This window comes from Aerococcaceae bacterium DSM 111021 (assembly GCA_020112395.1).
In the GTDB taxonomy this organism is placed as follows: domain Bacteria; phylum Bacillota; class Bacilli; order Lactobacillales; family Aerococcaceae; genus Ruoffia.
Genome location: JACCEK010000001.1, coordinates 815,948 through 841,941, shown reverse-complemented (window position 1 = coordinate 841,941; position 25,994 = coordinate 815,948). Strand labels below are relative to the sequence as shown.

The window sequence follows — 25,994 nt, the reverse complement described above, 5'->3', positions numbered from 1 at the left end:
TGGATAGTGTGAATAATGTATCATTAAAAATACCAGCTACAAGTGCAAATCTTGGACTGGGCTTCGATACAATGGGTATAGCAGTCAAGAAGTATTTGTATATCAATGCACGCAAAAGTGAAAAATGGGAATTCGACTTTCAAGATGAAGAATTAAGTCGGTTGCCTAATGATGAATCAAATTTTGTCGCAAGTACAGCCATTGACATTGCTAAAACGTATTATAAGAAGATGCCTACTTTACATGTAGAGATGGCGAGTGAAATTCCTTTAACCCATGGATTAGGAAGCTCATCAAGTGCTATCGTGGCTGGTATCGAATTAGCGAATCATTACTGTCAGTTAAATTTATCAATGTATGATAAAATTTTACTGGCTTCAAAGATAGAAGGTCATCCTGATAATGTTGGCCCTTGTATTACGGGAGGGGCATTTGTCGGCTACTATAAAGATGAGTACTTAGCGTATCATCAAATAGATATGGATGATATTGGACTCATCATATCCATCCCGCCATATGAAATTTCAACTAAAGTAGCTCGGGAAGCTATACCAGAATCATATGAAAAGGGCATTGCGATTGAACAAAATGCTTTGAATAATGTGATGTTACTGTCAATGGTTAAGAAAGATTTTAAAACAATGGGCGAGTTAATGATGAAGGATAAGTTTCATGAACCTTATCGCCAACCATTAATTGCAGAGTTTTCTGAGATTAAACAAATTGCACTAGATAATGGAGCATATGCGACGGTGATAAGTGGGGCAGGTCCGACTGTATTAACTTTATGTCCAAATGATCAAGTGGATGCAATTCTTCAGGAACTCGAGCAAGTATCGTCTTGTAAGCACGAAAGAGTGGAAGTACATTATAATTAAATAGTTGAGAGTAATAAAACCTTAAGAATCAATCTTCTTAAGGTTTTTTTCATTCAAATAAATGGAAGGGTTGCTTATTTCAGGGAGAATGGTTTGGTAATCTTAGTGTAATGAGCTTAAGGCGTTCTGCTATGATATCTGAGTTAAATTTACTTTACCAAGCGACTAACTCAAATTTTTACACTGCGAAGTCGTATTTGTAGTTAAAGGAATTCGTTAATTCAGTAAAAAACAAAAAAGCCGTTGAGCGAATGCTCAACGACTTTGTTTAGAATACTGCTAATTACTCAGCGATTTTCTTTTGATATTTATCTGCTAAACCAGTAGCACGGAAGATTGCTTTAACGATTTCAACGATAATAACAATACTGAATGCCACACTGATTGAGATTGCCCATTCAACTGGACCAGGTACAGTTACTGAGAAGTAAGTGTTGATTCCTGGAGTTAAGATTACACCTAACAATAATGCACCAGATAGAATGAAGGCACCGTTTAAGTACTTGTTATCAAACGGATTGCTACTGAATAACGAACCAAAGATTGATTTAACGTTATACGAGTGGAACAATTGAATGAATCCAAGTGTAATGAATGCCATAGTTTCAGCAGTTTGATGTTCTACTTGAAGCACAAACTCACCAACATAGAATACACCTAAAGTAAGTAAACCTTCGAATACACCTTGGTATGCAATACTTGGAAGCACTCCGAATGATAAGAAACTATCTTTCGATGTACGAGGAGCTTGTTTCATAGCGCCCGGTTCAGCTTTTTCCATACCTAAAGCAATAGCTGGGAACACGTCAGTTACTAAGTTAATCCATAAGATATGAACTGGTTCTAAGATTGTCCAACCGAATAAAGTAGCAATGAATAAAGTTAATACCTCACCCAAGTTAGCTGATAATAAGAATTGAACAGCTTTCTGGATGTTAGTAAATACTTTACGTCCTTCTTCAACAGCAACAACGATTGTTTCAAAGTTGTCATCAGCAAGTACCATGTCAGAAGCTCCTTTAGCAACCTCTGTACCAGTGATACCCATACCAACACCAATATTAGCTTGTTTAAGTGATGGCGCATCGTTAACCCCGTCACCTGTCATTGAGATAGTGCGGTCGTTTGCTTGCCACGCTTTGATAATACGCACTTTATGTTCCGGAGAAACACGTGCATATACAGCGAAATTAGCAACATCTTTAGTTAATTCTTCATCTGTCATATTATCTAACTCAGCACCAGTACGAACATGTTCTTCGTTATTAGGTTCGTTAGGATCTAAGATTGATAAACGTTCAGCGATTGCCTGTGCTGTAATAGCGTGGTCACCAGTAATCATAACTGTACGGATACCAGCTTCACGAGCACGACGGATAGCTGCTCCAGCTTCAGAACGCTCAGGGTCAATCATACCAACAAGTCCAGCAAAGATTAAATCTTGCTCAACTGTTTCAGTACTCATAGTTTCAGGAACAGTATCGATAATTTTGTAAGCTCCACTTAATACACGTAATGCTTCACGAGCCATTAATTCGTTTTCTTTAAGAGTCTTATCAATATCATCTTGAGTAATATCGCGAACTTGACCATTGATATCAATCTTAGTTGCACGTTGGATTAATTGGTCTGGAGCACCTTTTACAGCTACGAAGAAACGTCCGTCTTCCATTTTGTGGATTGTAGACATTAATTTACGACCAGAATCAAATGGCACTTCGTTTACACGAGGTTCAACTTTTACAGCTTCTTTAACATCAAAACCTTGCTCGATAGCATATTTAATCATCGCTGCTTCAGTAGGGTCACCGATCAATTCACCTTTACCATCAATTTCAGTATCGTTAGCGAAAGTAATTGAACGTAATAAAGGATTACTAAAGTCGATTTTTTCAGATGCTTCATGAACTTGACCATCATAATAAACTTTTTCAATTGTCATCTTGTTAACTGTTAATGTACCAGTTTTATCAGATGCAATAACTTCAGTACTACCTAAAGTTTCAACAGCAGGTAATGTACGAACTAATGCATTACGGTTGGCCATTGAAGTTGTACCTTGAGAAAGAATAATAGTAGTGATTGCAGGTAAACCTTCTGGAATAGCCGCAACAGCTAATGAGATAGAAACTAATAACATATGAGTAATCTCAAAATCTTGAACTGTAATACCAACGATGAAAGTAAGAACAGCAATAACTAAGATTGCAATCGTTAAGTTTTTACCTAATTTTTCTTGGTCACGTTGTAATGGTGTTAATTGACCTTCAGTATTTGCTAACATATTAGCAATGTGTCCAACTTCAGTATTCATACCAGTACCAGTAACAATACCTAAACCACGACCATAAGTTACGTTAGTACTTGAGAATGCCATGTTTTCACGGTCACCAATACCAACATTTTCTTTATCGATTGTAGCGATATCTTTAACTACAGGGACTGATTCCCCAGTTAAAGATGCTTCTTCAATTTGTAAAGAATTCGCTTCGATTAAACGCACATCAGCAGGAACAACGTCCCCAGCTTCTAATGTAATGATATCTCCAGGAACTAATTCAGTACTTTTAACTGAGTTCATAGTGCCGTCACGACGTACATGTGCTTCAGGAGAAGCCATGCTACGTAGAGATTCGATAGCATTTTCAGCTTGTTGCTCTTGGAATACTCCCATAATAGCGTTTAAAATAACAACAATTAAAATGATGATTGAGTCAGCAATACCTTCACCTTCAGCAATCCCAACAAACCCAGCAACAACAGCAGCTACTAATAATACAATGATCATAAAGTCTTTAAACTGATCTAAGAATTTTTGTAGTAGCGTACGTTTCTCTTCGGCTTGAATTTCGTTAGGTCCATATTTTTCAATACGAGCTTGCGCCTCAGAAGAGCTCAAACCTTGTGACACGTTACTGTCAAGCTTTGAAACAATTGAATCTGACGATTCATTATAGGCAATAAAATCTTTCATTAACAATATTCCTCCTATTTTCTTTTGTTATAAGGGTAGATTACTAGAAAAAAGAGACTTACACCAACTATAAAGCAGATGCAAAAGCAGACGCGATACAGATGGCATAAGTCTCACTATTTAAGTACAGTACCAGTAGTTATACTACTTATCGATGTTGATACTGACGAGGATAAACCCCTAGTTACTCCCTTATGAACAATTAATATAATTATTATAAAAGATTACTAACTAATTATCAAACTAAATTGTTAGAAATTATGAAGTTTTTTGTAATAATGTTTGCTTTTTTATTAAATTAGCTCATTTTCCTATATTATCAGTCACGGAAGTGATATCATAATTTCGATATGTTTCAAATAATATTCTATTTGTATATATAAAATTTTGGAGGTAAATAGATGAGTAAAAGAGAACCCAAAACAAGACGTGAAGCTAGAAGTAGAAGAAAGCAATCACGTAAACGTGGCGGAGGGTTACGTACGTTCTTTGGTATCGTATTAATATTGGTAGCAGTTGTTTTGTTAGCTTTGGATCCAATTAAGAACTATTTAATTGAACAAGGTAGTGAGCAAAATACGGTAAGTAATTTAACTCGAGAACAAATTGAGTCGAACCAAAATGTAGATGTAACTTACGATTGGGGAGATATCAATACACTTAGTGCCCGAGAAGTTTTAGCAAGTGGTGTTAATCCTAGTGATTTACCAACTATTGGTGGAATAGCCATGCCAGAATTAGGAATGAATTTACCTATCTATAAAGGTGTTTCTAATGAAGGAATGTTCTATGGAGCAGGGACGCTTTACCCAGATCAAGAAATGGGAGTGTCAAATTACTCATTAGCAAGTCATCACTCAATTAATGATGGTTTATTATTTGAACCATTGATGCGAGCTGAAATAGGACAAACAATTTACTTAACTGATCTAGAGAATATTTATATTTATGAAGTTGATTACATCGATACAGTCCCAGCAACTGCTGTAGAAGTAACTTATCCAACAGAAGAAGGACGAGTAACACTAATAACGTGTGATACAGGTCTTATTGATCGTGTGGTAGTGCAAGGTGTATTAGTAGATACATTAAGCGTAGACGATGCATCGGACGATATGTTGCATGCATTTGATATTGCCCAAACAATTACAAGTTAATCTTATACAATATATAACCCATTTACTTCTTAATTGAAGTGAATGGTTTTTTTGTTTATCAAGATATCGGTGCATGAAGTTAAAATACCTTCGCATATTTTCAATGCCAAGGTAAATTCATTGCAATCCACATGATAGCTTTTATACAAAAATCACACTATATAGAAATATGAATAATTAATGAATTAACTGAGAAACATTACTTTCAAATTATGATGTTTTTAGTACTTTAGCCTATCTAAAACACCTTTATGGTACACTTATAATGTAGTTTATAACAAATATAATTAGGGGGTATGTAGAATGAAGAAGATTAAGTATATAACAACAATATTCATGTTTTTATCATCTTTTGTTGGTTTATTTTCAGGGTTACAACCAGTAAACGCACAAGAGAATGCAGTAACGCCTGTGACTGTTGATGTTCAGGTGTATTTAGCAATGTATGGGAGTGAACCTACGCCACAAAATCAAATCAGTTACGACATCATTCAAACTGATCCACAAACAAATGAAGGAACACTTGTTTATAGTTATCGCTCTAGTGAGCCAACAAGTGAGCCACTTATGTTAACACCAGGGAATTACAAATTTAGATTGTATGATGGAGGAAATTTCCAACGTGATGGACTAGAGTTGACACCAGCACGAGTGGAACAAACTGTTCCAACATTAACTGAAGAAGATAATGGCCAAGGTAATAACTTAAAAACATTAAGTAATTCAGGAGATTTAATCCCATGGGGAGATGGTACGGTAGTTCTTGATGTACCGTTTACTATCGAAATCGGGGATAATTTGTTGAATGAAACAAGCAATCAATATGAAACGCAATTAATAGTAACAATTGCCGATCAACAGTCAGTAGGAACACTTCCAGATAATTCAGATGATTCTGATTTACCTAATGAAGGGACACCAACAGATACGGGTTCATTAATCATTCAAGTGATTGGTAGCGATAGCACATTAGTGAGTGATGCTGTTATCAGTATAAATGGAGAAGAACATACTACTGATGCTCAAGGGTTAATCCAAATTGATGATGTAGTGACAGGTGAAGTTCTAATGGATGTTATTTCTGTGCCAGAAGCGTATACAATTGAAGGTTTAACACTTGACCCTGTAACTGTGACAGCTCAAGAAACGACTAATACAACAATTACGGTTGAAAGCATTCCAGAAATACCACAGACCAATACTGTGACATTAACCGTTTTGGACGAGACTTTAACTCCAGTTCCAAATGTTTCAATCACACTAAATGAACGAGAAGTGTATACAGAAGCAAATGGACAAGCGGTATTCACTGAGGTTCCAGTTGGAGAAGTAACTTATACAATTAATAGTGTGCCAGAAGGATTTAACCTCGAACAACCGACAAGAACAGTTCTAGTAGATGAGGCAACACCAACAGAAGCGATGATAAATTTATCACAAGAAATTGTAACTAACCCAATTGTGTTTAATGTTATCAATGAAGACAATGAGCCAATCAATGGCGTTGAAATTGCGATTGCTGACACTATTTATACAACAACAGAAACTGGACAAGTTGAGACTGAAGCACTTTCAGTTGGTGGTTATTCTTATGAGGTAATTTCGGTTCCAGATGGTTATAACTTACCAGAAGCTGATAGCGTTAATGTTGTAGAATCGGCACAAACAGAAGAAACAATTACATTAACAAATGCTACTGAATACGGATCAGTTTTAATTAATGTAGTGGATGAGAATCAACAACCTATTATTGGAGCGGAATTAACGCTTGACGAGCAAACATTTGTTACTAATGGGAGCGGTCAAGCGATTATTGAAGGATTAGAAGCAAATCAATCATACAACTATTATGTATCAGCTTTACCCGAAGGATACTTAATGGAAGGGGAAGCTGAGATACGTACGATTACAGTGAATCCTGAGCAACAAGTTGAAGATACATTAGTTATCGCACAGCCAGATCAAGTAGGGAGTGCAGTGTTTATTGTCTTAGATGAATCGGGTCAACCCATTGAAAACATTGAGATTGAATTAGGGACAGGTTCTACAACGACGAACACAAGTGGTATAGCTGAGTTTTTTGATATAGGACCCGGAACGTATAACTATAGAGTTTTAAATTTACCGGAGCAGTATGAAGGCCCAGTGGAAGGACAACTGACAATTACAGAGAATGAAGAAGCCTCTCAAGAAATTTCTTTAAGCGAAGTTAATCAATTTGGTAATGTAACCTTTAACATCGTTGATCAAAACGGTGAAGCTGTCGAGGGAGCTCAAATTACTTTAAATGAAAATACTTATCCAACGAATACAAATGGACAAGTTATTATAGAAGGTTTAAATGCTGGGCAAACATATAATTACACATTATCTGAATTGCCAGAAAATTATATTGGACAAGCTTCAGGAACAGTAACAATTGAAGCAGAGGGTAATATTGAGGAAGTGGTTACAGTAGAAAGACAACTTGCACCAGGACAATTAACAATTACTGTTAACGATCAAAATAATCAAGCTGTTGCTGGAGCTGATATACAATTAAATGAAGACCAAACTATAACGACAGATACTGAAGGTCAAGCAATCTTTAATGAATTAGACGAAGGTACATATGAATATGTGATTGAAACATTGCCAGAAAATTATGAGCATAATATTGCTTCTCAAAGCGTTTATATTGCTGAAGGTGCTACAGAAGTGAGAACTTTACAAGTTCAACATAATACTCAGCCTGGAACGGTTATCTTTAATGTAACAGATCAAGATAATCATCCTGTAGAGGGTGCTGATATTTCAATCAATGACACAACAATCACAACGAATGCTGAAGGTACTGCAACAATTACGGACATTGAACCAAATAATTACACTTATTCAATCGCTGAGTTACCAGAAGGTTATATAGGTAATCCAAGTGGAGAAGTCACTGTAAATGAAGCTGAGATTACGACAGCAGAAATTAGTGTTGAAAGAGAAGTAGAATTATCTACAGCACAGATTAAAGTCATTGACCAAAATGGTGATGTTGTACAAGATGCGAGTGTATCATTCGGTGGTTTGATTGGAACAACGAATGCAGAAGGGATCATAAATTTTGAAAGCCTTGAACCAGGTCGTTATAATTATTCAGTAACGAATGTTCCGAGCAGTTATTACAATAGTTCTGAAGAGCAGGTAATTGATATTGAAGAAGGATCTGCTTTTGAAACAGAAATTAAAGTAGAAAAATTACCTGAAACGGGTGCTGTAACGATTCAAATTACTGATAATAATAATCAGTCTGTCGCAGGTGTAGAACTTAGAATTAATCATGAAACCGTAACTACTGATAATGATGGGAAAGTTACCGTTGAAAACTTAGAGGTTGGTTCATATCCATATGAAATTATTAGTATTCCTGATGGATTCGAAATAGATCAATTAAAAGGTGAGTTTGGTATCGTAGCAAACGAAACCATAACACTTAATGTCAAAGCGACTGCTTTAGAATCATCAAGTTCTGAAGAAACCAGTTCTGAAGAGTCAAGCTCACAAGAGGCTAGCAGTGAAGCATCAAGTCAATCACAGTCATCAAGTGTTAACGTAGATGAATCACAGAGTTTGACACCAGCTGAGCAAGCAAGTATTGATGAAGAAGCGTCACTAGCTACAAGACAATTTGTTGATCCTGAAACAGGTATCGAAGTGTGGGTTAATCCACAAGATGCTGCGAATGTTGCCAGAGTTAGTATAGAAACATTAGATAGCGCACCGACATTAGAAAATGCGGATGCTGATATTTATACAATTACTTTACTTGATGACAACAACGAAGCAGTTGAATTAACTCGTATTGCAGAGGTAAAAATACCTACGCGCCCAGTTAATTCGCAATTACGTGTTGTTAGAGTGAATGATAGTAATAATTCGAACTTAACATTTGCGCTTCATAATCAACGAATTACTTTTAGAACACAACAATTAGGTACATTTGGTATTGTATATAATGCTGAGCAAGCATCGATATCACAAGAATCAGTAAGTGTGTCTATGGAATCAAGTGTTGAAGAAAACGATGATGACTTACCTAATACGGGTGAAGCGTCAACTAGAGGTATACTCATGGTTGGAGTACTTGTATTATTAAGTGGAGCATATTTATTGTTTACACGTAATAAATCAATTAATAATCAGTAAAGTCTAGACGAACTCAAAATATTTTGGTAGAATAGTTGCGGTTTAGGAGACAGTTAACCCTTGAAAGAGAGTAGATAACTTTTCTCTATACAGCAAGCTGGGATGTTGAGAGCCAGCATGAGAAAACTATCGAAGCGCACTTTCATCGAAGAAACTAGATACTCTAGTTCGGAGGAAACTTCGTTATCAATATGAGAGCATGAATAATCATCGATTCATGGAACTAGAGTGGTACCGCGTATAAGTTAACGCCTCTAGAAAGACATATCATTGTGTCTTTCTTGAGGTGTTTTATTTTGAAATTTATTATAGGAGGAATATATACGATGGATATAAAACAAATATATGTTAATGCTTTAACACCGATTGTTGGTGAGCATTTAAATAAAGAAGAAATCATTAAATTAATTGAAGTACCAAACAATACTGAACATGGAGACTTAGCGTTTCCAGCTTTTGCTTTAGCTAAAGTGTTCCGTAAAGCGCCACAACAAATTGCAAGTGATATTGCTGAACAAATTAATATGGAAAACTTTGAAAGCGTTGAAGCAGTTGGACCATATATCAATGTGTTTCTTAAACGTGAAAATGTAGGAAATACATTAGTAAATCAAGTTCTTACTGAAGAAAATGACTACGGTTCTCAAAATATTGGTAATGGCGAAGCGATGACAATTGATATGTCTTCACCAAATATCGCAAAACCAATGTCAATGGGACATTTACGTTCAACAGTAATCGGTAATGCAATTGCTAATTTAGCTGAGAAAACAGGATATAATGCGGTGCGTATTAATCATTTAGGTGATTGGGGAACTCAATTTGGTAAATTAATCGTAGCTTACAAAAAATGGGGAGACGAGGAAAAAGTTAAAGTCGATCCAATCAACGAATTAGTAAAATTATATGTTGATTTTCACGAAAAAGCTGAAGAAGACCCAGAATTAGATGATGAAGCGAGAGCTGCCTTCAAGAAACTTGAAGATGGCGATCAAGAAATGTTTGAATTATGGTCTTGGTTTAAAGAAGAGTCAATTAAAGAATTCCAAAAAGTTTATGACATGCTTAATATCGAATTCGATTCATTCAATGGTGAAGCATTTTATAACGATAAAATGCAAAATGTTATTGATGAATTAGAAGAAAAAGGTATTACTAAGATCGACCAAGGAGCAACAATTGTTGATCTTGAAGAAGAGAACTTACCACCAGCATTAATTAAAAAGTCAGATGGTGCGACTCTTTATGTTACTCGTGATTTAGCAGCTGCAATTTACCGTCACAATACTTATAATTTTTCTAAAAACGTTTACGTTGTAGGTAATGAACAAAGTGTTCACTTTAAACAATTAAAAGCTGTTTTAAACAAATTAGGTTATGACTGGTATAGCGAGATGACTCATGTTCCATTTGGTTTAATTACATTAAATGGTAAAAAGTTATCAACGCGTAAAGGGAAAATTGTTTTATTAGAACAAGTATTAAATGATGCGATTGATTTAGCTTCAGAACAAATCAACGCGAAAAACCCAGCTTTACCTAATAAAGAACAAGTAGCACATCAAGTAGGTGTAGGAGCAGTTGTATTCCACGACCTTAAAACAGATCGTATGAATAACTTTGATTTTAACCTTAAAGATATTGTTCAATTTGAAGGTGAAACTGGACCATATGTACAATATACATACGCACGTTCAATGAGTATGATGCGTAAATACAATAAAGACATCTCAGCAGAAACAATTGTCAATTTAAATGATGCATATAGCTGGGAAATTATTAAGAAAATTGCTGACTACTCAAGAATTGTTGAGAATGCGATTCAACGATTTGAACCATCAGTGGTTGCTAAATATGTGATTCAATTAGCGCAGCAGTTTAATAAATACTATGCGAATGTTAGAATTTTAAACGAAGATGACCAATTAGAATCTCGTATGGCATTAGTTAAAGCTGTAACGATAGTAATTAAAGACGCTTTAAGCCTATTAGGTGTAGAAGCGCCAGAAGAAATGTAATAGAAAAAAATAAAAGACCTTGCTTAGTTTTTTGACTAAGAAAGGTCTTTTTTAAAATACACTTTGAACTAGAAACATATAGATAACAGTACCAACTAAAATACTGAGTATTGTATTACGTTTCCAATAATGGATAGCGATTATTGAAAGGGTCGCGATAATTTCAGGTGCCGCATAAGGATAATTTAATATCTTTGTATTTCGTAAAGCAAATACAACAATCAATCCCATTGCTGCTGTTGGTAGAACAGACCCTAAATAAATAATTGCTTTAGGTGGATTAGAATTCGGTGGAAAAATAACGAAAGTAATGAATCGGGTCAACATAGTGAATCCAGCAATAATGGCAAAAGTTATCCATAGTTGAGTTTGTGTCATTGATTAGGAACTCCTTTCGTTGAATATTGACGTAAGAAATACCCTACAATAAATATCATCGCTGGAATCATAAAGTTGTCAGGGCCAATTAAGACCAAAGAAATAAATCCAGATAGTACACCTACCAAAGCAGGTGTTTTACTTGAGCTGCTGAGCCATTGTTCAACGAAAATAGTAATAAATAAAGCTGTAAGAACAAAATCAATACCATCTAAGTTAAACGTAATGAGGCTACCTAATAGCACTCCAATAACAGTACCAGTCACCCAATAGGTTTGATTCAAAATTGTAATAAAGAAATATGCCCAATCACGGTTGATGTCATCAGGAACATCGAGAGAAACAAGTATTGAGAAAGTTTCGTCCGTTAATCCAAAGATTGTATAATAACGTTTAGAATCCAATTTACTGAACTTAGTTAACATCGCGATTCCATAGAATATGTGTCGAGCACCAACCATTAAAGTAAGAAGCAATGCATTAATTGGATTAAATGATGCCAAAAAAACATCCACTGCAGCATATTGAATCGCACCGGAATAAATAATTAAACTCATTAATATAGCAAAAATGGGTTGAAATCCTTGGGTAACTGCCAATATACCAAAAGGTATACCTAAAAAGATATAGCCCGCCATAATAGGTATTGTATGAGGAAAAGCGAACTTGAATGCATCTTTCATTAAAACTCTCCTTAAATTAAAAATATTAAATATATTCTAATCAAATACTAATGTTTTGTCAAATTTATTTAAGTCATTATAATCATAATGGTTTATTAATGAGCCCACTGTTTGATACAATGAAATGAATCATATTAAACAAAGGAGGAGTGAAGTTGCAAGAAAAGAAAAAGACTTTAAATCACTTAGCATATGCGGGAGCAGTAATTGCTGGCGGAATTTTTTTCACAACTAAACTATTCCCTAAACTTAAAAACCAATCATTCTCAAGTTGGATCATTGAACGTGGTTTGTTTTTATATGACATGAAGAAAGAACAACAAAATTTGTTCGAACAACAAAACCGAATTGATGACTTCATCAAATGGAATACAAAACCATTAATTAAACCAGATATTATGGTTGGTTATAAAGTGAAGGAACATTATCATGGACCGATGCAAGTTTTTTCTTGGAATAATAAAAAGCAGAAACAGCCAATCATATTTTATCTACATGGTGGTGGCTACGCATTTCCACCTTATCCGACACATTATTTTTTCTTGCGTTCAATTGCGAGAAAGACCGATGCTCAAGTAATATTTCCTCTGTATCTAAAAACACCGAAATACACGTATCAAGATTCTGTGCCGTATGTACTTTCATTGTATAAGGAGATGCTTAAAGAGAATATTCAAGACAGCCCGATTATTTTAATGGGAGATTCATCCGGTGGGGGGATGGCTTTAGGACTTGCAGATGCTTTACGAACTGAAGGTTTACCTCAACCAGATGAAATTATTGTTATATCACCGTGGTTGGATATTACAAATAAAAATCCAGAAATACCTGAATTTGAACCAAGTGATCCAATGATAAGTCAGATAGGTTTAAATTTAGCGAGTGAATATTGGTTAGGTAAAAATGGGAGTATAGAAGATCCGTTAGTAAGCCCGATGGTAATTAGCGGAAAAAACTTAGGTCATATAACATTATTTGTTGGTACACATGAAGTGTTCTATCCAGATATTATTCAGTTTTCAAGACGATTGAAGGAAGATAATATAGAACATGACTTATACGTTGCAGCAAAAATGAATCATATTTATCCAATCTATCCGACACCAGAAGGTGAAGAAGCAAGGCGAATAATTAGTGATATCATCAATGAAACTTTGAAAGATTAATTATATAAACATCATGAAAAGGGTTACATCGACTCTTTCAGTGAATATATTTAAAAATATTCATAAAATATGATACTATAAATGTGAAATAAACATCATATAAGGAGTTTATAATGACTGTAAAATTGATTGTAATTGACTTAGATGAAACGTTGCTTAAAAAAGACAAGAGTTACGACGTAAAGCGCTTTAATCATGTGCTTCAATCATTAAAGGATCAAAGTGTTTTGGTATGTATTGCTACTGGAAACAGTTATCATAAGATAATTGATTATTTCTCACCAGAAGATCAAAAAGATTTATATTTTGCTTGTGATAATGGAAATTTCATTGTAAAAAATGACGTAGAATTAGCTTCAACAAATGTAAAGAGAGACACTTTATACAAAATTGCTGATTTTATAGATGAGTTTGAAGGCTTCCACATCGTAGTAAATACTGGGCCTCAAGCATACTTTAGAGAGCGTGAAGGGCATGCTTTTGATCACATATCTCAATATAATAATGCATTAGATTACATTGAAAGATTTCAAGACATACCTGAAGATGAATCACCTACTAAATTAGCTATTTATTCTACTCATTCACTTGATCGTAACAAAACAATGGTTCGTATCTTGAAAGAAAGATATGAAGATATTGATTCAGTAACAAGTGGCGACGGATGGTTGGATGTGTACTCAGTAGACGGTGGTAAAGGAAGCGCAGTAAGAAAATTACAAGCGAAGTATAATATTACGAAAGAAGAAACAATGGCGTTTGGCGATAGCATGAATGACGAAAGTATGATGAAAGAATCGCTTTATAGTATTGCAATGGGGAATGCTGATCATGATTTATTATTATCAACAACGTACCAAATTGGAACGAATGAAGATTCTTCAGTCGTTAATATACTAGAAGAGTTGATATCGTTTGAATCTATGGAGTTTATGGATAATTATTTAATTCATAAGAAAAAATAGAAAGGTCAGTGGCGACAATTGGCAAAAAAGAGAAATCAAAAAGGAAAAAGAACTGAGCAAGAAAGCTTAGTAAAAGTCGATATATTCTACATACCCGAAGCACAAGCTGAAATGTATCAAGTCCTACGTGATGCCATTGCACAAGATGTTGAGGAATTGTTAGACAGCAAGTACCATCATGTTGAACGCGTGTTTGATGAGGATGAGGGTGAAGCGATTGCAGCTCTGAATGAAGATAATATAGAGCAAGTTCGTTTATACTTAAATCCGACGAATATCTCACAAGGTCAAAATGCTAGAGATAAAGGACAATTAGAAAAGTTTTTAGAAACACATCTGATAAAAAAGTCATAAAGAATAAAAAAACTGACGTAGATGAACGGTATTATGCCGTTCATCTACGTCAGTTTTTTTCATCCATTTGTTTTATCTCTATGGCTTTTTCATAGACATTTTTTAGCTGTTTGCCAATTTCAATCAAATTTCGTTCTTGTGCAACTTGATAAGCATTTTCTCCTAAAGGAGGCAGTTCCTTCAATCTAAATTGTTCAATCAAATGTTCGAAATCATCTATATCTTTGCCTTTATACACGTGTTCTTTATCAATAAGCCAATCATCAAAGACTGGAATATCACGAACAATAAAATTAGCTTTAGTTGCGCAAGCTTCCAGAGCGGGAATGCCTTCAGTTTCTTCCATAGTAGGAAAAAGAAATAAATCTGCGCCTTGTAATGCTAAAATAATTGAATCGTTGGGTACATATCCAGCAAACTTCAGATTAGGTAAATCAGTTTGAATCGCATGTTTAATCTTGTCAGGTACGAACTTTAAATCAGTATATCCAAACCAGACAAACTGAATATGTGGCATTCTTTTTGCTAGTTCAACAAAATCTAAAATACCTTTACGTTCCAAGTATAAACCTATACCCATAACTATAAAGTCTTGTTCATCGTAATTGAATTCATCTAAAAATAACTCTCTCGCATTATCAATATGCTTAAAACGGCGTAAATCAATCCCGTTAGACACACTAACAATTTCTCGGCCGATATCATATGAATCGAGTAATTTCTTAGCATAAGGTGTAGGTGCAATAAGAATGTCACCCTGTCGATATGCTTGAATTAACCATTGTTTAAATAAAGGTGAGACTTGATTGGAGAAGATAAAAGAATTTCGAAAGTCTTCTTCAGTTGAATGAGCATGGTAAACAACCGGGATGCCACTATGGCTCAGCTTAAAGGCGACATAATATGATTTAGGAAAATACGTATTAATGTGCAGTACATCAAACGTATCATTTATATCGGTAGTATATTCAATATTATTTAAAGCAAGAGCTTCTTTCTGATGTTGAATGGCTTTACCTAAGCCAGATTTACCAATTTGTTTTAAGTTTTCACTATACAGTAATACTTTCATAATACACCCCTTTAACTAATTTTAGTTTAGTTCATGAAAACCATTTTAGCAAGCGTTACAGTCAATCAAGTGCAATTGAATAGTGTCTATATTTCGGAGATTAAGAAGTGAAAATAAGTGTTATGAATTGACAAATGCCCCTTTATTTCAATAAAATATAAAGTAAGAAATAATTAAATATCAGGAGGTATTGATTATGTCAGAAGAAAAAAGAGATCAAGTTGCTGGAAAAGCAAAAGAAGTTACAGGTAAAGTGACTGGGGACAAAAAACGTGAATCTGAAGGAAAAGCACAAAAAAATAGTGGTAAAGCGAAAGAACTATTAAATGATGCAAAAGATTCAGTAAAAGGTGCAGTAGATGGCGTGAAAGATGCATTCGACGGTGACGATAGAGACAGAAAATAGGTAGCTTTTTAATACGTAATATTTGCATACATTTTTAGTGATTATTGCTAAAAATGTATGCATTTTTTTCGTTGTCTAAGCCTTCTTTAAAAAGAACACAAAATTCATACTCAGTTCGAAAAAATGTGCTAATATATGAAACGAGTATAAAAGGTCAGGAGCGAAGAAGTATGCGTCGATTAAAGAAAATATTAATACCTCTTAGTATCATAACTCTCATAAATTTTCCTATGCAGTTTGTTGAAGCATCTGATGAAGAAATACAAGAGGAGCTAGTTATACGAGATGAAGTAACTCGTGATTTTAATCAAGTCATAGACAAATTAGAACAAGAAGATAATTACAAAGTAAGTTTACGATATATGAATGTTGATTCAAACAAATTGCTCGCCGAAGGAGAAATCATTGGTGACAGTGCGAGTGGAGATGCGAGTTTAGCATTCAATGTTTATGCATATGGACAAGATGATACACAATCTGTGTCTACGTATAATATATTATCGTATCGTGAGTTTTCGTTAGCGTATATTAATACGATTGGATTATTAGGGGATACAGGCTTTTTTGATCAAAGTTATTTTTCTCAAAATGTTCAAAATCAATTGGAAAATTATAAAGATTACTATATCCCCATTAATCATGATGAACTTAGTTCAATCAATCTGAATGATGAGTTATTTAGCAATTTATTATATTTTCCGAATCTATCTCAGATAGGGGAGATATCTGTTGATAATATCTATCAACTAAACGACAGTACAATTATAGATATGGAAAGGTTGGAAATACCTCGTAGCTTCTATCAAAATGCTGGAAGCTTTAGTTTAGATTACAACTTGAATATTGATATCAATGAAAGTGATGAACGATTGATGGATTACGACGTTATTCCTACACAAGGGTTCAATGTTTCAGAAAATTCTCGCGGACTTACTTTCCAAACTAAACTGACGTCTCAGATTACAGATGATTTAATTCGCTTAAAAAGAACTGAAACTGATGAATTACCAGAAGATTATTTATGGGAAAGTAACGTCAGTACTAACCACGTGACAGACAAACTGACAAAAGCGACAATCAATATAAATCCAGGAATAGGTAGTTATTCTGCAACATTAACTGGTTTGTACGAACAATTTATGTTAAACATATTTAGCAATGAAACGGCTGATTTAGAATCATTTAACTACCGTTTAGAATTAACAGTCGCACCAACTAAAGAAACTGTACCAAAATTTAACGAAATAAAAAAAATGACGATGACGGAATTTGCCTACTTGATGGAAACAGTATTAACAGCAGAGAATAATCGGTATGTCGATGACAATAAGTTATTAAATTAAAAATAAGAGAATAAGGGTGTCCAAAATGGCAGAATATAAATTAAGAGAACTTGCAACAAAGCGAATCAAACAAGGTGGAAAGCTAATTAAGGCTAAAGATTTCCAAAATGAAGATAGAGCAAAACATTTTATTGAAGGGGACGTTATTATCCTAAATGATTTTGATAATCAATTTTTAGGTAAAATGTTAGTAGGACGCCAAAATAAAGGTGTTGGTTGGTTGGTAACGACGTTTAAAGATGAATATTGGAATGAAAGTTTAGTCTATTATGCATTGAAAGATGCAATTGAAGAACGTGATGCATTCTTTAATAACGCAGAAACGACTGCATTTCGCGTATTTAATGGAGAAGGAGACGGTATTGGTGGGGTTACAATTGATTGGTACGATCACTATGTGCAAATTAACTGGTACTCTAAAGGGATTTATGAATATCGCAACTGGTTCTTTGAGGCAATAGCACAATTACTTCCACAAGTTAAGGGAGTATATGAGACACTTCGCTTCCAAACTGATGATTTAGAACCAATTCAATTGGTGAGTGGTGAAGTAGCACCGGATCCATTAATCGTTAAAGAGAATAATATTAATTATGCGGTTCACTTAGGTGAGAGTTGGATGACTGGTATTTTCTTAGATCAACGAGATGTTAGATCTTTTATTAATACTCAATCTCAAGATATGTCTGTACTAAATATATTTAGTTACACAGGTGCTTTTTCAGTGGCAGCAGCAGTAGGTGGTAGTAATCGAACAGTCAGTATTGATGTAGCTAATCGTAGCAACGAATTGACGAAAGAACAATTCGCATTAAATGATATTGAAGTTGAAGATTCGCCTCATGAGGTTCGTGTCATGGATGTATTCAATTACTTAGACTATGCACTGAAAAATAAGATTACTTATGATTTGATTGTGAGTGATCCACCAAGTTTCGCTAGGACCAAAAAGAAAATGTTTAGAGTAGAAGAAGATTATCCTAGACTAGCAAAACAATTATTCAAACTAACAAATCCTAATGGTATGACGATCTTAAGTACAAACCACAGCGGTTATGCGCTGGAACAATTCCGTGATGATATGGTTGAGGTAACTCAATCAATGGAAGGAACATATTATTTAATTCAACAATTCGGACTACCAGAAGACTTTCCAACAAGTTCGGATGAAGAGAGTAGCTACCTCAAAGTATTGGTGTTTTATCGCGAAAATTAGTAAAAGAGGTGAGATTATATGAGTTATATTAAGCTCAATGAAGTTATAAAAGAATATATTAGTGGGGAAGTAGTGACTCGAGCGAATGACGGCGTTACGTTTACAATCGAAGCAGGTGAATTTGCTGTAATTTTAGGACCATCAGGCGCGGGAAAATCGACAACCTTAAATATATTAGGCGGAATGGATAAGGCAACCTCAGGTGAAGTAATTATTGCTGGGAAAGATATCAGCAATTATACGGATAAAGAATTGACTACGTTTCGTCGAAATAATATTGGCTTTGTATTCCAAAACTATAATCTTGTTCCGAACTTAACTGCAAAAGAAAATGTTGAATTATCCATTCAAATATCTAAAAGTAATGCCGATGTTATGGAAGTGTTAAAACAGTGTGGTTTAGACCACCGAGCTGACAACTTCCCAGCGCAGCTTTCAGGTGGGGAACAGCAACGTGTGTCAATTGCTAGAGCCATTGCAAGTAAGCCGAAATTATTATTGGCAGATGAGCCGACTGGAGCATTAGATTACGAAACTGGTAAACAAATTTTAAAATTATTGCAAGATACAAGTCGTAATACAGATACAACGATTGTAGTCATTACACATAATACAACGATTGCTGAGATGGCTGATCGAGTTGTAAAGATACGTAATGGAAAAGTTGATGATATCACACTTAATGAAGAACCTTTAGAAGTCGATGAGATTACATGGTAATCATTATTGTTAAGGGGGGATGTTATGAATTCTGCATTATGGAAAGATAATTTACGTGAAATTAAAGATTCCATACCACGTTTTATATCTATATTTGCGATTATCGCTTTAGGTGTTTCGTTCTTTGTTGGTATTAGAGCTGCTGGGCCTTCTATGGTCAAGACTGCGCGAGAAGTGTATCAAGATAATAATATGCCAGATGGACACATCCTTTCAACGGTGGGCTTAAATGAAGCAGATGTAGACTTGATAAATAACCAAGAGAACTTAACTTGGTTACCTATGCAGTCTATCAATGCCGTCATAAGTCCTGGGGAAGAGAATGCGAAAGTATTCACTTATAATGGAAATCAAAGTACAAGCTTCTTTAAAATCTACGAAGGGCGTATGGTTGAAGACAAAGATGAGATCGTTCTAGATACAAAATATTTAGAAACACTTAATGAACAAATGGATTCGCCAATTCAAATAGGTGATCGAGTCACTTTGGATAATTTGGATAACTCGGGATTCACCTTGGAGTCAGAAGAATTTGAGGTCGTTGGTTTTGCTCGAACGCCTATTTATATAGAAAGAATAACGCGAAGTGGAACAGCAAATGTTTTTGCAATCATCAGTGATCAAGCAGTAAGTGGAGATATATACTCTGAAGCTTACTATTGGGTAGATGAGGCAAGAGCTTACGAGGCTTATTCACCAGAGTATAATCAAATTATTGACAGTACTGTCGCTACTATAGAAGAAGTGCTGGAAGATAGACCAGAGATTCGGGTCAAAGAATTGCGTGATGAAGTTGCCAATTCGATACAAGAAGGTCAACAAGAGATTACGGATGGTTATCAAACTTTGGAAGATGCTCGAATTGCATTAGAAGATGCTAAAGAAGAACTTCAAGATGGCCATGTAAGTATTGTAGAAGGCCAACAGCAACTTAATCAAGGGGGTTCAGAACTTGAGAGTGGAGAAGAAGAGTTTAGAGATGGAATTAGAGAGTATCATCAAGGTCGTTTAGAACTTGCAGATGGACGTGCACAACTTAATTATAACGAGAAGGTATATGCTGATGGCTTAGCTCAATATGAAGACGGCCTAGCTATGTTTAATCAAGAAATAGCATCAGCTGAATCACAGTTAACAGATGCGCAATCACAGTTAAATCAAGCAGCTTCTGAGGCTCAAGCTGGATACTTACAACTTGCTGAAGGCCAAGAGGCGCTTGATGCTGGTTATGCTCAATTAGCTGCTGGAAGACAGGAATTATTAGACCAATTAGGTTTAGCAACGGATGGACAGATTCCTCCAGAACAGCTTTTAGCTGCAATTGAAGAACAAATTGATGTTATCAATACTTTTCTTGCAACTTTAGAAGAAGCGGATAATGGAGATAATCCAGATATTATTTCTTGGATTAATTCATTGGATACAGAGCGAGATATACTCATTCAGAACCTAGAAGAACTTACGAATATAGTTGGTGGATTACCTGAGATAGATACTTCACAACAGAACTTAGGTGACTTGGAACTATCGGGAGATCAAGTGGCTGTATTAGAACAATTGTTGAATACAGAGTTGAATTCAACAACACCTATCGATGAAGTGATTCAATTATTAAATAAACGTATGTCTGAATTAGAAGGTCTTGAAAATAGCTCAATGAATTACGAAGATATCACGAACAAACTGTCAGAAATTAGTGAATTAGAATCTCAAATTCAAGAAATTGAAGCAAGACTAATCCAGCTACAAGCTGAACGTACTAATTTAGGCGATGTAAACGGACTACTCACACGTAAAGATGAGTTAGTTACTGAAAATGAAACATATTATCAAAGATTAACCGAATTGTCACAGATTATAAACGGTTTAAATTCACAACTTCAAAATCAGAATTTGACTGACTCAGAGCGTATGCAAATTGAAGAAGAATTACAGACTTATAACAATGAACAGACTGAATTGGAAAGTGTCATCCAACAAAATAATCTAGAAATTAATGATTTAAATAATCAATTAGAGCAAGTTAATTCAATCGATTTACAAATTAGCGAACTTGAAAATCAATTAATTCAAAATCAAGAGGCGTTAGCTGCCACTGAAGCAGAGCTGAATCAACTTCTTGAGGAAAATGGTTTAGGTGAGTTACCTCAAGGGATAGACTTAGAACAAGTTCAATCTGAACTACGTCAATTAGTAGAAGCTGTTGAGATGTTACAAACTGCCCAAGCAACTTTAGATGAGCAAAGCTCAACGTTAGCAGCAGGCTGGGATGAATATTATGCTGGCGTGGCAGAATTAGAGTTAGCTCAAAGTACAATTAACCAAGGTTGGACAGAATTAAATGCCCAAAGGGCTACAGGGCAAGAACAATTGGATTCATCGTACGATTCTTTAATTGAGGGAAGGCAAGCATTAGATGATGCTCAATCTCAATTAAGTGAGGGGCAGGATGATTTAATCAATGGTAAACGAACTTTAGATGAGTCTTATGCTGCAATAATTGAAGGACGAAATGAGTTTGAAACAGGCCAACAAGAAGCAATAGAAGGACGAATGGACTTGATGCAAGGGGACTTTGAGTATAATTTAAATCGGCATAAATTTGAGTCGGAAGAAGCAGATGCTCTAGTTGACCTAGAAGATGCTGAAGCGGATATTGCAGAGGCTAGAAGAACATTAGACGATTTAGATGAACCCACATATATGGTAGAGAAACGTGGTAGCTCAAGCGCTTATCAAAGCTTAAATGATAATGCTAATCAACTAGATGTGATTTCAAATATTTTCCCAGTCTTTTTCTTTGCCATTGCGATTTTAGTAACTTTTACTACCATTAAGCGAATGGCTAGTGAACAAAGAAATTACATGGGGACTATGAAGCAATTAGGTTATACAAATACAACAATAATACAAAAGTTTGTTGTTTATGCCGGTATTGCTGGAGTACTAGGAACTATTGTTGGATTAGTAATTGGTTATTCAGTGTTCCCAGGTGTTATCTTGAATGCTTATAATATGCTTTATTACTTTGACAACCCTAAGATAGAAATACTGTGGGATTGGAATTTCATTGCAGCATTTATCGCTTTAGCGACAGCATTACTACCAGCTATTTTCACACCGTTGAATATGCTTCGCACCCAACCAGCCAATCTACTGCAACCTGAGCCACCAAAATCAGGTAAAAAATTATGGCTTGAACGTGTGCCAGCAATTTGGAATCGATTATCTTTTAACGCCAAGATGACAGTGCGAAATTTACTCCGATATAAAGGGCGAAATTCTATGACCTTAATTGGCGTGGCTGGTTGTACAATGCTCATTGTTACAGGCTTTGGAATAAGTAATACGATTTCGAGTGTTGTAGATGTTCAATTCAATGAGATACAAACTTATGATGGAATGGTATATCTTTCAGATGATTTAAATCAATCTGAATTAGATGAGGTAACTCAAACATTTAATAACTTAGATGGAGTTCAAGAAATTATGCCAGTAGTACAAGATACTTATGATGCTGAGCTAGAGAATGGGTTAACTCAACCGGTGACTGTAACGGTGCCATTAGGTGATATAGAAGAGTTTTCACATTATGTTACTTTACGCGAAAGAGATCATCAAGCCAATCCGGATGCCATCATTGAAGGTGGACCGTTTATCACTGAACGAATGGGTGAGTTACTAAACTTACCATCAAACGAATCTTTTACATTAGTGAATGAAGACTTTGATGAGTTTACAATAGAAGATTATACGGTTGTAGAAAATTATGTATCCCATTACCTTTATGTTAATCCAGAGCAGTATGAAGCTATATTCGGTGAAAGACCCATCCGTAATGCTTATTTAGTAAATTACTCTGAGAATAGCAATCACAAGCAAGTTGAAGAGGCAATCATGGAAAATGATAATGTGTTAACAACGGTTGATTTAAATACCATAGAACAAAGTGTTGGAGATCAAATGGGTAGCTTGGATTTAATTACTTTAGTATTAATTATCTCCGCAGCCTCACTAGCATTTGTTGTTTTATATAACTTAACTAATATTAACGTAGCCGAACGGATACGAGAACTATCAACCATTAAAGTACTTGGTTTTTATAATCATGAAGTGAGTATGTACATATTCAATGAGGTGCTAGTACTTACATTCTTAGGAGGACTTGTTGGTTTAGTGTTAGGAACAGTCTTGAATACATTCTTGTTAAAAACAATGCAAATGACCGATGTTTTATTCAGTCCAAGTATATCTATCCCAGGTTATATCGCATCATTTATTATATCATTTGTTTTCTCTGCAATAGTCATGATAGCAATGCACTATAAATTGAAACGAATTGACATGGTTGAAGCGTTAAAAGGGGTGGACTAAGTATTACATATAATATTTGATAAAACTTTCAATGAATTCCTAGTCAATTTTGCTAGAGAAAACATTGGAAGTTTTTTTGATATTTAAGACTAATTTTCTTGTTATGAGAATGTTATAAACTTAATATAAACGTGTAAAACAATGGAATTCACTCTATATTTTAGAGTTTGTAACTGACAATTGTATTCATTCTATGCTACAATAGGAAGCACAAAAGGAATGACAACATTTCTAGGAGGTAGAGTTAATGCAGTGTCCAAATTGCGGTAGAAACGTAAGAAGTAAAAACCAATGTGCCTATTGTGGGCATGTCTTCAATAAAAAAGAAGTAGCTGAAGTAAAACAAGATAGTTATGACGAAGAGATAGTAGAAGAAACACCGCGTCGTTCTCGAGGTGGGTTCACACGTGTATTATGGGGAATTATTAAATTAGTTCTAGCAGTAGCAATTGTTTTCTTAGCATTTTTATTCGGTCCACGAATTATTAACGAAGTTGTAGATTACTTCCAACCATCTGAAACTGAAGTGGCTCAAAATGCACCAGAAGAAGAACCGGAAACACAAGATCCTGTTAATGGGGAATCAGAAGTAGAAGAAACTTCAGAAGAAGCTCAAGAATCAGATGCTGAAACAGAGGAAACAAATGAATCATCTGAATCTGAAGAAGAGGCTGAGACTGAAGGACAAATATCTATAGTTAATCAAGAAGTTAATTTAGACGAATATCCATTAACAAATGTATCACTAGAATTTGATGAGTCATTAGATAGTGTAGATAATAGTACTTTTGCTTTTACAATTGAAGCAAATGGTGAAACAATTGATTTAGATAATGATTATTCATTAGTTAAAGATGGACAAACTTTATCGATCAGTTTCAATGATCCATCAGTCGCTGTTCTTTCAACAGAGGCTCAAGAGCAAGTACTTAATATTGAATCTGAAACATTAGGTGTAAGCGAAAGTATTACATATGAAGTACCAACTACTACACTTGATAGTGGACAAGCTGAGTTCTTTAATTCAACAATTACAGATAACTTAGCATCATTAGGAGATGTATCAGCTGTGGTTTATCCTGCTGATTCAGAAGTCCCATATGTATATGATGATCAAAGTGTCGAGGCAGATGCTTTAATTTCCTGGTTTGTATTAGGTCACACATTCAATACAATTAATGATGGTGAGTTAGCTCTTGAAGATACAGTTTCTGTATCTCTAGACTTAGTTTCTGAGAATGATGAAGGGATTGTAGCAACAGCTGAAGAAGGAGCTGAATTTACAATTCAGGAATTATTAGCAGCGGTTGTTGAATCGAATGATGCATCAGCAATGAATCATTTAATTCAAGAAACTGGCGGTCCAAATTCATTTAACTTATGGCTAAATGAATCGAATTACTTCTCAACACGAGTGACTCAAATGTTAACAACACAAGAATCAGGGCAAGTTGTTGGTGCAGTAACTAGCGCACAAGATATCGCTCAGTTGTTAGATAAATTAGCTAATAATGAACTAGTATCACCAGAATTAGATGCTACATTCAAAGAGTTATTATTAAATACACCAATTACTGAAAAATATCCAGCGGAACAAATCGATGGATACCAAACACGTTACGAAATTGCATCAGCAGATTCAAATTCTGCTCAACAAAACTATTCTGGTATTATTGAATTAGAAGATACTAACTATATCGTAGTTATTCTTTCTTCAAACTTTAGTAGTGCTGAAGAGGTAGTACCGGCAATTTCAACGTCTATAAATGAGATTGTTACGTATTTTGAAACTGGACAAACGCCTGATGAAGCGGCATTAGAAGCAGAAGAATCGGCTGCTGAAGCTGAGTCAGTGGTTGAGGAATCTACACCTTCACAAGTTAACGTTGTTGAAGAATCTGTACCAGCATCGGGTACGGTAGGTGAAGATGGAAGAACGTATTCACAGCAATATGTTGAGAATATTGGATCTTACGTTGATTTACCTGAAGAAACTGTTTATGATGAATCAACTGGAGAAACAAGACCAGCAGAATGGTTTTACGATGAAGCAGAAGAAAGATACTATTACCGTTAATCATTAAATAAATAACCGCCTATACATTATCTGTTTA

17 protein-coding genes are annotated in these 25,994 nt (G+C 35.0%); 13 read left to right on the top strand and 4 right to left on the bottom strand.

Annotation, left to right across the window (positions count from 1 at the left end):
- The first annotated feature begins 8 nt into the window (after positions 1-8).
- The gene (locus HYQ40_03810; protein ID MBZ6526890.1) at positions 9-878 is read left to right on the top strand and encodes a homoserine kinase; all 870 of its coding nucleotides are present in this window, start codon (positions 9-11) and stop codon (positions 876-878) included.
- Between the two features lie 283 nt (positions 879-1,161).
- Here HYQ40_03810 and HYQ40_03805 read toward each other — a convergent pair whose 3' ends face one another.
- Complete coding sequence (locus HYQ40_03805) at positions 1,162-3,852, bottom strand: cation-translocating P-type ATPase (protein ID MBZ6526889.1); 2,691 nt, start codon at positions 3,850-3,852, stop codon at positions 1,162-1,164.
- A 401-nt stretch (positions 3,853-4,253) separates the two neighbouring features.
- Here HYQ40_03805 and HYQ40_03800 point away from each other — a divergent pair, with 401 nt between their 5' ends.
- The 3 genes from HYQ40_03800 to HYQ40_03790 all read left to right on the top strand — a co-directional run bounded on the left by HYQ40_03800 (position 4,254) and on the right by HYQ40_03790 (position 11,203).
- Positions 4,254-5,009 carry a class A sortase gene (locus tag HYQ40_03800; GenBank protein MBZ6526888.1) on the top strand — a complete coding sequence of 252 codons (756 nt, stop codon included), beginning with the start codon at positions 4,254-4,256 and terminating at the stop codon, positions 5,007-5,009.
- A gap of 303 nt (positions 5,010-5,312) precedes the next feature.
- Positions 5,313-9,185, top strand: a complete 3,873-nt coding sequence (locus HYQ40_03795; protein ID MBZ6526887.1) for an LPXTG cell wall anchor domain-containing protein — start codon at positions 5,313-5,315, stop codon at positions 9,183-9,185.
- A gap of 326 nt (positions 9,186-9,511) precedes the next feature.
- Positions 9,512-11,203: an arginine--tRNA ligase gene (locus HYQ40_03790; protein MBZ6526886.1), complete on the top strand. Its 1,692-nt coding sequence runs from the start codon at positions 9,512-9,514 to the stop codon at positions 11,201-11,203.
- A gap of 51 nt (positions 11,204-11,254) precedes the next feature.
- On the opposite strand, the gene HYQ40_03785 is transcribed toward HYQ40_03790, so the two are convergent.
- A complete protein-coding gene (locus HYQ40_03785) occupies positions 11,255-11,581 on the bottom strand; it encodes an AzlD domain-containing protein (GenBank protein MBZ6526885.1) in 327 nt (108 codons plus the stop codon).
- Entirely contained in the window at positions 11,578-12,264 is a 687-nt protein-coding gene (locus HYQ40_03780) for an AzlC family ABC transporter permease (protein ID MBZ6526884.1), read from the bottom strand. The genes HYQ40_03785 and HYQ40_03780 overlap by 4 nt, the downstream gene beginning before the upstream one ends.
- Before the next feature lie 155 nt (positions 12,265-12,419).
- On the opposite strand from HYQ40_03780, the gene HYQ40_03775 reads away from it, so the two are divergent.
- The 3 genes from HYQ40_03775 (at position 12,420) to HYQ40_03765 (ending at position 14,749) form a co-directional block, all read left to right on the top strand.
- Positions 12,420-13,430 carry an alpha/beta hydrolase gene (locus HYQ40_03775; GenBank protein MBZ6526883.1) on the top strand — a complete coding sequence of 337 codons (1,011 nt, stop codon included), beginning with the start codon at positions 12,420-12,422 and terminating at the stop codon, positions 13,428-13,430.
- Positions 13,431-13,543: 113 nt separating this feature from the next.
- On the top strand, positions 13,544-14,395 hold the full coding sequence (locus tag HYQ40_03770) for an HAD family phosphatase (GenBank protein MBZ6526882.1): 852 nt from the start codon (positions 13,544-13,546) through the stop codon (positions 14,393-14,395).
- A gap of 18 nt (positions 14,396-14,413) precedes the next feature.
- Entirely contained in the window at positions 14,414-14,749 is a 336-nt protein-coding gene (locus HYQ40_03765) for a hypothetical protein (protein ID MBZ6526881.1), read from the top strand.
- A gap of 49 nt (positions 14,750-14,798) precedes the next feature.
- Here the strand turns inward: HYQ40_03765 and HYQ40_03760 are convergent, their stop codons facing one another.
- Positions 14,799-15,821, bottom strand: coding sequence for a glycosyltransferase (locus tag HYQ40_03760; protein MBZ6526880.1), 1,023 nt, complete (start codon positions 15,819-15,821; stop codon positions 14,799-14,801).
- A gap of 196 nt (positions 15,822-16,017) precedes the next feature.
- Here HYQ40_03760 and HYQ40_03755 point away from each other — a divergent pair, with 196 nt between their 5' ends.
- The 6 genes from HYQ40_03755 (at position 16,018) to HYQ40_03730 (ending at position 25,957) form a co-directional block, all read left to right on the top strand.
- Positions 16,018-16,227 carry a CsbD family protein gene (locus HYQ40_03755; protein ID MBZ6526879.1) on the top strand — a complete coding sequence of 70 codons (210 nt, stop codon included), beginning with the start codon at positions 16,018-16,020 and terminating at the stop codon, positions 16,225-16,227.
- Positions 16,228-16,397: 170 nt separating this feature from the next.
- Positions 16,398-17,570: a hypothetical protein gene (locus HYQ40_03750; GenBank protein MBZ6526878.1), complete on the top strand. Its 1,173-nt coding sequence runs from the start codon at positions 16,398-16,400 to the stop codon at positions 17,568-17,570.
- Between the two features lie 25 nt (positions 17,571-17,595).
- On the top strand, positions 17,596-18,786 hold the full coding sequence (locus tag HYQ40_03745) for a class I SAM-dependent rRNA methyltransferase (protein MBZ6526877.1): 1,191 nt from the start codon (positions 17,596-17,598) through the stop codon (positions 18,784-18,786).
- Between the two features lie 18 nt (positions 18,787-18,804).
- Entirely contained in the window at positions 18,805-19,506 is a 702-nt protein-coding gene (locus tag HYQ40_03740) for an ABC transporter ATP-binding protein (GenBank protein ID MBZ6526876.1), read from the top strand.
- Between the two features lie 24 nt (positions 19,507-19,530).
- Positions 19,531-23,880, top strand: a complete 4,350-nt coding sequence (locus tag HYQ40_03735) for an FtsX-like permease family protein (GenBank protein MBZ6526875.1) — start codon at positions 19,531-19,533, stop codon at positions 23,878-23,880.
- Between the two features lie 247 nt (positions 23,881-24,127).
- A complete protein-coding gene (locus HYQ40_03730) occupies positions 24,128-25,957 on the top strand; it encodes a serine hydrolase (protein MBZ6526874.1) in 1,830 nt (609 codons plus the stop codon).
- The last annotated feature ends 37 nt before the right edge of the window (positions 25,958-25,994 follow it).